Below are 11,538 nucleotides of genomic sequence, written 5' to 3'. Positions count from 1 at the left end.
GGCCTTGAGAGTCGGCACCGCCAGCTGACCTGCCATCGGTGGTACCCGCCGGACCCGCATCGTGTCCGCGGCTTTCACGACCAATTCCAGCAGCATCTCGCTGAGGGGCCGTGCCTGGCCGATCGGCATGTCTATGTGGCTGGACCGCCCGCCCTCGTCAGCACAACCATCGAGACCCTTGAACAGCGCAATGCGCCACGCAGTTTGACGCACGATCCGCTGCTCTCCACCAGACAGGACAAGCGGTCAGCCACCCACGCCGAGCGGGTTCTCGACCCGCCGCAGCCACGCTGGATCAATCCGTCACTGCACCGCATCGGCTGAGCCCATCCAGTGGGTGGTCAGGCGCGGGGCCGCTCAGCGCCCGATCCGCACTGCGCTGCCGGCTTCTCCTGGAGGTCCTGCAGGAGAAGCCGCGGAGACGTCGATAGCCCTGGTGGGATGGGGCCAGCCCTTCACATTCTCCGAAACCTGTACCTCTACGCACCAGTTGCCGGGAGACGGCCAGCCTCGCGGGACGCTGCGCTGATCCCCTCAGCCGTGAGCGATGCGCCGATATCGGCTGACGGCCAAGGGCATGAAGACGGCAATGACAGCGTAGGAGCACACCAGCGCGTAACCGATGGCGTGCAGGTCCGGCCAGGAACTGGGCGGGACCACTGCTGGCGGCGCCTGGTTGCCGAAGAGGGAGCGCGTGGCCGTGGCGATCGCGGAGACCGGATTCCATTCGGCAATCGTGCGCAACGGACCGGGCATCGTGCTGACGGAGACGAAAGCACCCGAGACGAAGGTGAGGGGAAAGAGCCAGATCAGTCCGGCACTCTGCGCCACCTCCACGCTGCGAGCCATGAGCCCGATGGTTGGTCCGACCCACGACATGGCGAAGGCGAACAGCAGGATCAAGCCGTAGGCGGCTATGGCATCCAGCACCGAGCCCTCCGCCAGATCCAACACCGCGGCGACATCATCGACGGATGCCTAGCCCGGAACAGGGCTCACACCGGCGACACCACGGCTCCCAAGCCAGTAACCGAGCACCGGATCGACCGCAGCGGCGACCGCCAGCTGCATCGAGCAATGCACACCATCACCCTGATCAGGATGCGGCTGGATCCCGCGACCAAAACCTACGTCGCCCGCCGCGTGACCGAAGGCAAGACTTCCCGAGACGCGCAGCGGTGCCTCAAGTGAACCATCTGCCGCCAGATCTTCAAACTCCTCGAACACCCGACCGGAAGGCATCCAGCAGCTTGAAAATCTTCCCTCCAACGCTTGACGCGTTATAGCAGCATCGAGGGGCATTCGCGTGTTTCGCACGGGCGTAAAAACCTCAGTTTCCGCGGCCATGAGGGAGGAGCGGGCTTGGCGCTGAAGATCGGCCCCGACGTCTTAACCGACGATGCGGACTGGGAGACGGGTGATGAAAGCCGCCAAGGTCCTTCGGTCGATTGAGGCGGGGCAGATCCTCGGTCTGGCCGCCCGTGGCAACTAGGCCGGCGCATTGACTGAGATGCTCGCCACCATCAACCGCCTCATTGCCCCGCTGCAGGACGAGTTGCTCGGCGACCATAACGGTAAGTGACGCGGTCAGGTCCCGGCTGCGGGCGTGCCACGGGCCCGCAGCCCAAGTCGTCCGCCGCAAAATGAAGTGCCTAAAGATCGCATGGTCCGGGGCCGGCCCCGCTCCCGCTAGGGTGGTCGGCGAGTACGACGGATGTAGTGATTCGCTTGCCCACCGGTTCGCGGTGAACGCAGAAGGTCTGACTCACTGCCATGGCGATCTCCAGGCCGTGGTGACCGATCCGCTCGGGATCTGCTGCTTGGACTGATGGCAGTGAGGTGCTGCTGTCCCACACGCTGATCTGGACGGCCCCTTGGCTGATCTCCAGGTCCAACAAGCATGGTCCCGGCGCATGTTTACGGACGTTGGTGACCAGTTCGCTCACGACCAACTGCACCGCGCCCATTGCCTGCGCTGACACCGGCAACGCGTGGACGGCCTGCACGGACACGAGGAAGCTGCGGGCGATGTCACGTGCCTCCCCGATCTCCGCATTGGCCTCGAACGCGGTACCGACCGCGATCTTGCGGTCGATAAAGGGCTGCTGCCCACCAAGCTCCATAGCACTGCCTCACGTCCAATGCGTTGCTCATTGCCAGCCCGCCTACCCATGAAGCATCCGCACACCGCGGTCGTATGTGTGGGGATCGTGAGAGGTGAACAGGGCAGTGGCCGCAGCCTGCTGGTGCGGCCCCTCCGCTCAGCCCAGGGCGTGGCGTTGTCCGGTGCGTGTCGAGTTCGGCCGCGCGGGCGCCGACGATGACTCTGGTGGCTCAGGCGATCACAATGCGTGTCCCCGTGGAACTGTACGTTTCCTCCGCGTTGCAGAGTTACCTCGTCACGACCTGTGCCGCATCGACAAGGACCTCGCGCGCGGCCCGCGTCCCGGAGGCGAGCGCGCCCTGCACCGATCCGGTGGCCCGGTAGTCGCCGCATACGTACTGTCCGTGCGCGTAACGGGTGGTGCGGCTGAGCGGCCAGGGTGGCCGCATCATGGGAAGTGCTCCGTCGATGGTGTACGTCGCGATACGCTGCCACAACGAGGTGTCTGTTTCATACAGGTTAGCGAGGCGATGGCGTACAGCGTCCTCCCTTCCCGGCGGGTCGCCGCCAAGGACCGAGGTGGAGATGAGGGAAGCCCCCGGTGGAGCGTATGCGGGGGCGACTTCACTGAGGACGCAGGTGTTGAGGATGGTCAGAGTGCTGTCCGTCAGCAGGATCGGCCCGGTCGGCGGGGGTGTGTCCGTAGCGTGGTAATAGGTCGTCACGGTGCGGCCGTCCGGCACCTCAAGGCCTGGAAGCAGCCGTGCAGCCGTCTGGGTATCCGTGGCGACAACCACAGAGGCGGCGGGCTCCTCGCGGCCGTCCGACAGGAGGACACCGGTCTCGGTGACTTCCGCGACGGGCGTCTCGAACCGGAGCGTGCCCGTCGGGAGGCCTTGGGTGAGCTGGGCCGGAGCCGCGCCGATTCCGCCTGAAGGCAGGCACAGGGTGCCGCGTGCCATGCTGCGCAGCACGAGATGGAAGAAGCGTGCGGAGGTCTCCAGGTCTTCCTCCAGGAACACACCGGCCAAGAAGGGCCGTAGCAGATTGTTGACGGCGCGTTGGGACAGCCCGGAGCGCGCCAGGGCCACGTTGGTACTCCTGTCCGTACCGCAGGTGATCGCCCGGACCGGCAGCACGGCGTCACGGGCGGCCAGCGTCCCGATGACGGCGAGGTCACGGGCGCTCAGGGCGCGCCCCGGCAGGAGGTTGCCGGCCTCGCGCGGGCGCCGGGTGGGGTCGGTGAGCCGCTGGGCTCCGGCGGGCATGTGCGCCAGCAGGCCGGGGGTGAAAGGGCGCAGGCGTAGGCCGCGTAGGTCCATGCGTCGCTTGACCTGCGGGTAGAAGGTGTTGAAGACCTGGAAGCCCCGGTCGAGCTGGAAGCCGTCTTTGCGGTCCGTGCGCATCCGCCCGCCCGCGGCGTCGGACGCCTCGAAGAGCGTGACTCGTTGTCCTGCCCGGCACAGGTCCAGCGCGCAGGCGAGGCCGGCCAGACCCGCACCGACAACGATTGTGTGAGGGCTTGACCGGTGGGGAACAGACATTAGCTGACTCCTGGTCTTGTGGTCCGGTAGGCCGTGTGGATGGGGTGGTTGGGAGACGGCCGATGGCGGGTCAGGTTGTCGCCATTGTGGGTGTGCTCGCCGGCGTGACAGGCCGCCGGGCAGTGGCAGTCACCGCCTCAAGGACGGCCACGGCTTCGGCGAGGCCACCGGGCCGTAGCAGGCCGGGCACGGTCTGGCCGACCCAGCCGGGCCCGAGTGTCAGTACGAGGGGACGCCTTCGGGCACCACGCACGCCCCATTCCATCCTGGCTACTCTCTGCGCGAGGATGCGGCTGCTCGTGCTGCGGGCCTGGGACCAGAGCCCGACAGCCGCAGGGCCAGTCCGTCGCACGGCCTCCCCGAGTGCTTCGGCAGACAGGTCTGCGCCGAACATCCTTACGGGCAGGCCGCGTTCGAGAAGGACGGCGGCCAGCGTCTCCAGGGGCAGGGTGTGCACCTCGCCGGGCGTGCAGGCGAGCAGTGTCGTGGGTGCCTGCCTGTCGGCCGGGACGCGAGGGGCGCTACGCCGCAGGGCACCGACGATGTGCCAGGACAGCAAGTGTTCGACCTCTACGTACTTCTCGCCCGAGGTCTCCCACTTGCGGCCCACGGCCTGGAGCGTCGGCATGATGACCTCCTGCCAAGCGGTGATCAGGCCGTAGTCCCTGATCGCTGCGGCCAGCAGGTCGTCCACGGCAGCGGCGTCGAGCCGCAGTGACGCGCGGGCGAGGCCTTTGCACTCCCGGCGCACGTCACCGAGACGCAGACCGGTGCCCGAACGGCTGCGCGTGGGCGTCGGTGCCGGCATGGGTGGCCGGGGCGCGAGCGCGGCTGCCGGCTGCTCGCCCTCGCGTGCGGCTGCACTGAACGTGCCCTCGCGTACGGTGCGGGCGGCCTCGGCCGGCGGCACGCCCGCCATGGTGAGCGTGCTCATCTGCTCCAGGCGTGCGATGTCCGCGGGCGTCCAGCGGCGGTGCTTGCCCCGGGTATGGGTGTCGGGCCCCAGCCCATAGCGCTGGTCCCAGGAACGCACAGTGGTGGGCGCGACGCCCAGATATCTGGCCACCGCGCCGGTCGACAGGGCCGCCGTCGTGTCGTGCTCAGAAGGACTCACAGGTCCAACGTACGACGCACAACCGACGCGTGTTGCCTGCGTCGGTTGTGCGTCAAAGACTTGTCACTGGTGCAGGCGCGCGCTGGCCTGTGGGGGCTGCCACACATGATCTCCGATCCCGCATTGCAGCTCTGCAGGAGGAACAAGACCATGAGTTCCATTGTGCGAACCGCTGAGCCTCTGTTCCTACTCGCCGGGGAGACGGCGCCCGAGGAGGAGCTGGCCCAGGGGCTGATCGACGCTGACGAGCAGGTATTCGCGGCCACCTACCGACGTTGGAGCCCGCTCGTCCACACCATGGCCGCGCGCTCTTTGGGGGACGCGCGTGAAGCTGAAGACGTGGCCCAGCAGGTGTTCCTTGCGGCCTGGCGGGGGCGGGCGGGCTTCCATCTTGAACGCGGGCCGTTGGGTGCCTGGCTGGTCGGCATCACTCGCCGCAAGATCGTTGATGCCCTTGCCGCCCGCACCAGGCGGCTGCGCCTGACCGCAGCGGCGGCCCAGACCACGGATGCGCCCGTACCGCACCAGGAGGCGTCGGCTACCGACCGGGTTCTCGACCGAGTGCTTCTCCTGGACGAGCTCTCCCGCCTCCCCGTGCGCCAACAGGAGGTGCTGCAGCTGGCGTTTTTCGAAGATCTGACGCAGATGCAGATCGCCGAGCGAACCGGCCTGCCGCTCGGCACGGTCAAAAGTCATGTGTGCCGGGGGCTTCTCCAGCTGCGACGCACGCTCGGAGAAGGCAGCTGATGTCGGCGCACACCGAGCAGTTCGCGCTGGATGTCGACCCGCGAGAAGATCAGGAACGTATCCCGCCGAGACCGCCGCCAACCTGGCGTCAGCTTGGGCTCGACACGATGGCCGCCCTGCTGGTCGTGTCGCTGCGGCGTCTTGGCAGCAATGGCTTCACTGCCCGGTGTCAGTGGCCGCGTACGCATCCGCTCAATGAACGCAGCCTCGCCGTGACCCACCACCCGCTGATCCTGGCGGAGTCCACCCGCCAGCTCGCTGTGGCGCTGGAGCATCAATATCTGTCCACGGACGTGCGCACATCGCTCCCTCTTGAACTACTTTCTGTGCGCCTCGGGCTGAGTCCCGATGCCCGGCCGATCGAGCGCGGCAGCGCCTCGGACGTGACCGTCCGGGTAAGTGTGGGCGACCTCGCGACGCGCGGTGGCGTGCTCACTGCTTACCGGATCGCCGCCGAGTACGCGTACGTAGGTGTGCCGTTTGGCTCCTGCGCCATGTGGTTGGGCAGTGCGGAATCCCTCGCTACGCCGCGTGCCGTCGCGCCGCCCGCGCTGTCGCTGCTGTACCCCTCGGCGGCCGCTGTCGGTGCGTCGGCCGACACCGACGTCATGCTGGCGCGGGCACCGCAGGCATACCTGGTCATGGAGCCGCGCGACCCGGGCCACCCTGTCCTGCTCCCTGGCCGTCCGGACCGGCTGCCCGCGCTGGCCGTACTGGAAGCAGCCCGCCAAGCGGCTCTGCTCACCTCCGGTCTGACCGCGGAGGCGGTGGTGGGACTGCAGGTGGAGCTGCGTGCGCCGGTGCCGTCGAGCGGGGCCCTGGTCGACGTGAGTGCGGAACCGGCAGGCGCACGCGTTCTCGTCACGGTCGGTGGGCAGAGCGCCGCGCTGGGGACAGTCGCACTGCTCAGGGCGTAGCGAGCGCAGTGGCGAGCAGTTGAGACCCAGGTGGAAGCGGGCGCGCGTGGGGTAACCCGCACCAAGCCCCTGCTGCGACTGCCGCGGGGGCTCGGTGCAGATGCGGCGGCTATGCGTCAGTGCTCATCCGCTCGGTCCCAAGCGTGGCAGGGGCGTCGGACGTGCCTTTCCGCCTGCGGCTGATGACACCGGGCCACCAGGTGACCGCACCCATGTCCCGCACCAGTGCCGGCACCAGGAACGACCGTACGACCAGGGTGTCGAACAGGACACCGAAGGCGACGATGAAGGCGATCTGGACGAGGAAGGCCAGCGGGATCACGCCGAGCGCCGCGAACGTCGCCGCGAGGACCACACCCGCGGAGGTGATCACGCCGCCGGTCGCGGTGAGGCCGCGCAGGACGCCCTGTCGGGCGCCGTGGCGCAGGGATTCCTCCCGGACCCTGGACATTAGGAAGATGTTGTAGTCGACGCCGAGTGCCACCAGGAACACGAATCCGTAGAGCGGCACGGAGGAGTCGGTGCCGCTGAAGCCGAGCACGTGTTGGAAGACCAGGGCGGCGACGCCCAGTGTGGCCAGGAAGTTGAGCGCCACGGTGACCACCAGGATCAGCGGCATCACCAGCGAGCGCAGCAGGCCGCACAGGATCACCAGGATGATGGCGAGGACCACCGGGACGATGATCCCGCGGTCGTGCTCGGCGGTCTTTTGCGTGTCGTACTGCTGGGCGGTGTAGCCGCCGACCAGGGCGTCGGCGCCGTCCACTGCGTGCACCGCCGTACGCAGGTCGGCCACCGCGCTTTTTGCGGCGTCACTGTCCGCGGCGTCCTGGAGCGTCGCGTCGATGCGTACGCGGTTGTCGACGACGAGTGGCTTGCCCGCACCGGGCCTGCCCCCGGCAGTGACGGCGACCGCGTCGGAGATCCCGGCGGTGCCCTTGGCGGCCGTACGCACCTCCTTGACGCGGCCGGCGTCGGCGATGATGACCGCCGGGTTGCCCGATCCACCGGGGAAGTGCTTGCCGAGGCTCTCCTGGGCAGCGACCGACGGGGCATCGTTGACGAAGATCTCGTCCAGCGGGACGCCCTTGGAGTTCAGCGTGGGGGCGAACGCGGCGCACACGATCAGGATGGTGAGCGTCCCGGCCCAGATCCGCCGTGGGACCTTGTCCACCCAGGCCGCGACCCGCGTCCAGACCCCCTGCCCCGCGGACTTCTGCGCCTCCGGCGTCGGCTTGGCGGGCCAGTAGGCAGCTCGACCGAGCAGGACCAGAGCGGCAGGCAGGAAGGTCAGCGCGCTCAGGACTGCGCAGGCGATGCCGATGGCGCCGACGGGGCCGAGCGCGCGGTTGTTGGTCAGGTCGCTGAGCAGCAGGGCCAGCAGGCCGAGGGCCACGGTCGCGCCGCTGGCAACGATCGGACCGGCCGAGCGGCGCACCGCGGAACGCATCGCGGCGAAGCGGTCCTCGCCGGTTGCGAGTTCCTCGCGGAAGCGCGCGGTCAGCAGCAGCGCGTAGTCCGTGGCGGCTCCGATGACCAGGATGGACAGGATGCCCTGGATCTGACCGTCGACGCGTACGAGGTCCTGATCGGCCAGGAAGTAGACGATGGCGCAGGCGACCCCGAGGGAGAAGACCGCGCCCGCAATGATCACCAGTGGCAGCAGCACACTGCGGTACACCAGGAGGAGGATCACCAGCACGGAGGCAAGGGCGACGCCCAGGAGCAGCCCGTCGATCCCGGCGAAGGCGTCACCGAGATCGGCCTGGCTCGCGGCAGGCCCGGCGAGCTGGGCTCGGGTGCCGGGCACCTGCTCGGCCGCCTTGCGGACGTCGTCCAGAACGTCGGGTAGATCCTCGCCCAAGTCTGGGCGGAGCTGTACGACTGCTTGCAGCGCCCTGCCGTCTTTCGACCGCAGGGCAGGCGAGGGACTGCCGACCAGGCCCCTGTCACCCTTGAGTGCAGTGAGGGCCTTGGTCGCGGCGCCCCGCTGCTCGGTGCTGACCTTGCTTTCTGCCCCACCGTCCGCGGTCCAGACGACGATGGTGGGCAGCGTCTCCTCCTGGCGGAAGGACCGCTGTGCGTCGATGACCTTCGTCGACTCGGCGTTGGTCGGCAGGAACGCCGCCTGGTCGTTGGTGGCGACCTCGCCGAGCTTGCCGGCGTAGGAGCCGAGTGAGCCGCCGATGCCCAGCCAGACAACGAGCAGGACAACCGGGAGGAGCCATCGCGCGGAGCGCGGGGCCGTGAACATGGACTTCCCCATCGGTAGATGTCATTCAATCATTCACAATCTCAATGATTGAACAATATCGGACCCGGGCTGCGGAGTGAAACGTGCTCCTGTGCTCTGTCCTTACGCTTCGCCGCTCGCAGGTCCCGCGGATGCAGCCAGGGCCGAAGACTTCAGCGGGCGGCGGATCTGAGCGTGCCGAGTTCGGCGTTCATGGCGGCCAAGAAGCGCAGTGCAGCGGCCAGTTCGTCCGCGCTGAACCGGTCCATAGCGCTCGCCGCGGCGTCAGCCAGGGGCCGGAAGGAAGCACGGGCCGTGGCGCGGGCGCCCGCCTCGTAGTGCAGGTGCACGACTCGGCGGTCAGTACTCTCGCGCGATCTGCGGATGTGCCCGGCGCGCTCCAGGCGATCCAAGCAAGCGGTGACGGCGCCCGAGGTGAGGCCCAGGTGCTCGCGCAACCTGCCAGGGGTCAAGGGGGAGTCGGCGTCAAGGATCGCGGCCAGTGCCTGCACATCGGTGGCGTGCAGACCTTGCGCGGCGGCGAAGTCGTGGACGAGACGGTTGATCTCACTGTTCAGACGGCGCAACTGCACCGCAAAGGCCTGCAGATCCGTGGCGTCTGTCGTCGCCTCCGTCGGGCTCTGGCCTGCCGTTTCCTCTGCGCTCGCCACGAAGCCAGTCTAGTGGCCGGATGAGGAGGGCCCGACCGTGCCGTGATCGCTGTCCCCGAAGCCAGAGGGAATGTCGCCAATTCATGCATCCGCGGAAACCGCTGGACCGGAAGAGGTTGTCAGGTATGCCCTAAACGACCGGAGGCCTCTGCGTGACCATGTGGAGCCCCGGGCTTCGCTGGCCGGCGGGCCAGCTGTTGTAAGGAGCCGCATGAAGCTGAAGGACGAACTGCCCGTCGACCACCATCTCGCCGTCGTCTACCGCTACGGTGCCGCGTTCTGCGGCCTCATGCTTATCGCGTTCGGCTGCCTGGGGCTGGCCGACGTGCTGACTCCTCTCAGTACGAACGGGGAGGTGGCCGGCATGGCCACCAACGTGGCACTGAGTGTGATCTCGCTCGTGGTGGGCGCGGCGCTCGTCGCCGGCGGGTTCATTGGTGGAACCTTCGCCTCGGATCTGAACATGACCGTAGGCACGCTCTTCCTGCTCAGTGGCTTCTACCACGTGTTTACGCTGGACCGGTCCGCCAACTTCCTGGACTTCGGCATGACCAACGTGGTGTTCAGCTTCCTGGCAGGCCTGATCATCCTCTCCTTCGGGATGTATGGGCGGGTCTCCAGCAAGCTGTCCCACGACAATCCCTTCTGGCGGCGTCGCCACCCGGAGCAGGCTGCCGAGGAGGGCGCCACCCAGCACCCGGCGGCCAACGCCGCGCTGACGAAGCGCCAAGGACGGGCGCTGGGGGGGGGGCGAAGTCCAGAGTGAGTGACCCTCCGACGCCGGCTGCGGGTGAACAGAACAACGATCTGGAGCGCCGCGTACTTCAGCCGCAGTTCGCGATCCGACGAGGGTTAAAGTCGCTACGTGGAGCAGTTGGTTGATGGTGCGTCAGGGACGGTCATGTGCGTGTTTCTTCCGGCGAGTGGGCTTGTCGCCGGCCGCCGGGACCGGCGAAACCCATGGGGCGCCCCCCCCGGTCGCAGCCCCGGCCCTCGGAGGGCCGGGGCTGCGACCGGACGTACTTGACCCGCGCCCTGCCGGTCCTCAGCCAAAAGCTGAAAAGGAATTATCTTCCCTCTCCTTCTGCGCACGCCGCACTTCACTCCAGTCCAGTGCTCGTTTAGCCTCGGCTTGCGCTTGTTCGGCCGCTTTCCTGGTTTCTGTGAGCAGATCTCCGTGTTCTTGAACCAGCTGGTCGTAGATCGGTGGGTGGCCCTTTTCTTCTATGTTCATGACAGCTGATCCTGCCGGTTTCTTGCGGCGCTGTCAGGCTCTCGAGCGAGCCACCAGTTCACTGAACCTCTTTCATCCTGAATGCGTACAGGTCAGGAGTGTGTGGATGGCCTGGATGATGGTGCCGATGCGGCGGGTGGAGCATCTGGCCCGGCGCAGGATCCGCCAGGTCTTCAGTTGTGCGAAGGCGCGTTCGCCGGGTGCGCGGAGCCGGGCGTGGTCGCGGTTGAACTGCTGGTAGTGGGCGGGTTGTTCGCGGTGGTTCTTGTAGGGGGTGCGGACGGTGGCGCGGGCGCCTTGGTAGGCCCGGTCGGCCAGGATGAGGATCTGCCGGGTGAGGCATGCCTGGATGATGCCGTGGGCGCGGGCCGCGGTCAGGTCATGAGTGCGGCCTGGTGTCGCGCGGGAGAACCACAATGGTGTGCCGTCGGGGCGTGCAATGACCTGGATGTTCATGCCGTGCCGCCGTGCTTTTGCGAGTAGTACGGCTCGTCCGCCCTGACATGGTCGGTCGGGATGAGCGTCCCGTCGACGATGACGAAGTCGCCCTCGCCCAGCCCGACGAGGGCCTCGTGCAGGCCCGTGCCCAGGCGGCCAGGACTTCGAGGGTCTCGTCCACATAGCGCCAGGCCGTCGCTTCTGAGATCCCGAATCCGGCGCCGACCTGCCGATACGTTTCGTTCTTACGCAGATGCGCCAGCGTCAGCAGGGCCTGCTTGAAGCAGCTCAACTTCCGCCAGGGGGAGCGTAGTTCACGCCTTCGGGCGTAGATGAGCCAGGAAACATGCTCAACCAGCTCATGTGGGACGTCGAGCATGGACCTCTCACGGCATCTACTTGTCAAGCAACTGCGAGAAGCGGCATCGGGAACGCGGCCGTTTCATCGAACAGAGTCCGCGTCTGGAGGCAGTGATGAAGCTGTCCGAGCATGCGATTGAACAGGTTCCGGAGGGCGGCAGCATGGAAGTCGCCCC

The 11,538-nt window shown here is 67.6% G+C and carries 10 protein-coding genes and 4 pseudogenes; 4 read left to right on the top strand and 10 right to left on the bottom strand.

The window, feature by feature from the left end:
* Positions 1-324, top strand: a pseudogene (locus G3I40_RS19780) (hypothetical protein); the annotation flags it as partial.
* 210 nt (positions 325-534) lie between these two features.
* Here G3I40_RS19780 and G3I40_RS19775 read toward each other — a convergent pair.
* The 5 genes and pseudogenes from G3I40_RS19775 to G3I40_RS19755 all read right to left on the bottom strand — a co-directional run.
* Positions 535-924 (bottom strand): annotated as a pseudogene (locus tag G3I40_RS19775) (ABC transporter permease); the annotation flags it as partial.
* A 54-nt stretch (positions 925-978) separates the two neighbouring features.
* On the bottom strand, positions 979-1,227 hold the full coding sequence (locus G3I40_RS19770; protein ID WP_164303466.1) for a hypothetical protein: 249 nt from the start codon (positions 1,225-1,227) through the stop codon (positions 979-981).
* 425 nt (positions 1,228-1,652) lie between these two features.
* Positions 1,653-2,123: an ATP-binding protein gene (locus tag G3I40_RS19765; RefSeq protein ID WP_164303465.1), complete on the bottom strand. Its 471-nt coding sequence runs from the start codon at positions 2,121-2,123 to the stop codon at positions 1,653-1,655.
* Positions 2,124-2,391: 268 nt separating this feature from the next.
* A complete protein-coding gene (locus tag G3I40_RS19760) occupies positions 2,392-3,648 on the bottom strand; it encodes an NAD(P)/FAD-dependent oxidoreductase (protein ID WP_164303464.1) in 1,257 nt (418 codons plus the stop codon).
* Positions 3,649-3,718: 70 nt separating this feature from the next.
* Positions 3,719-4,762: a MerR family transcriptional regulator gene (locus tag G3I40_RS19755; protein WP_164303463.1), complete on the bottom strand. Its 1,044-nt coding sequence runs from the start codon at positions 4,760-4,762 to the stop codon at positions 3,719-3,721.
* A 150-nt stretch (positions 4,763-4,912) separates the two neighbouring features.
* Between G3I40_RS19755 and G3I40_RS19750 the strand changes: the two genes are divergently transcribed.
* Positions 4,913-5,509 (top strand): sigma-70 family RNA polymerase sigma factor, encoded by a 597-nt coding sequence (locus tag G3I40_RS19750; protein WP_164303462.1) that lies wholly within the window; start codon positions 4,913-4,915, stop codon positions 5,507-5,509.
* Positions 5,509-6,426 (top strand): AfsA-related hotdog domain-containing protein, encoded by a 918-nt coding sequence (locus G3I40_RS19745; protein WP_164303461.1) that lies wholly within the window; start codon positions 5,509-5,511, stop codon positions 6,424-6,426. The genes G3I40_RS19750 and G3I40_RS19745 overlap by 1 nt, the downstream gene beginning before the upstream one ends.
* Positions 6,427-6,535: 109 nt before the next feature.
* Here G3I40_RS19745 and G3I40_RS19740 read toward each other — a convergent pair whose 3' ends face one another.
* Positions 6,536-8,680 (bottom strand): MMPL family transporter, encoded by a 2,145-nt coding sequence (locus tag G3I40_RS19740; protein ID WP_164303460.1) that lies wholly within the window; start codon positions 8,678-8,680, stop codon positions 6,536-6,538.
* Between the two features lie 152 nt (positions 8,681-8,832).
* On the bottom strand, positions 8,833-9,330 hold the full coding sequence (locus G3I40_RS19735; protein ID WP_164303459.1) for a MarR family winged helix-turn-helix transcriptional regulator: 498 nt from the start codon (positions 9,328-9,330) through the stop codon (positions 8,833-8,835).
* A 211-nt stretch (positions 9,331-9,541) separates the two neighbouring features.
* Between G3I40_RS19735 and G3I40_RS19730 the strand changes: the two genes are divergently transcribed.
* Positions 9,542-10,096, top strand: coding sequence for a DUF4383 domain-containing protein (locus G3I40_RS19730; protein ID WP_164303458.1), 555 nt, complete (start codon positions 9,542-9,544; stop codon positions 10,094-10,096).
* Positions 10,097-10,375: 279 nt separating this feature from the next.
* Here G3I40_RS19730 and G3I40_RS19725 read toward each other — a convergent pair whose 3' ends face one another.
* The 3 genes and pseudogenes from G3I40_RS19725 to G3I40_RS19715 form a co-directional block, all read right to left on the bottom strand.
* A complete protein-coding gene (locus G3I40_RS19725; RefSeq protein WP_164303457.1) occupies positions 10,376-10,564 on the bottom strand; it encodes a hypothetical protein in 189 nt (62 codons plus the stop codon).
* A 72-nt stretch (positions 10,565-10,636) separates the two neighbouring features.
* Positions 10,637-11,381 (bottom strand): annotated as a pseudogene (locus G3I40_RS19720) (IS5 family transposase).
* 23 nt (positions 11,382-11,404) lie between these two features.
* Positions 11,405-11,538 (bottom strand): annotated as a pseudogene (locus G3I40_RS19715) (IS110 family transposase); the annotation flags it as partial.

The organism is Streptomyces sp. SID14478, from assembly GCF_010548525.1.
Classification (GTDB): domain Bacteria; phylum Actinomycetota; class Actinomycetes; order Streptomycetales; family Streptomycetaceae; genus Streptomyces.
Note: the sequence above shows the minus strand (reverse complement) of the source record. Positions and strands in the feature narration are given on the sequence as shown.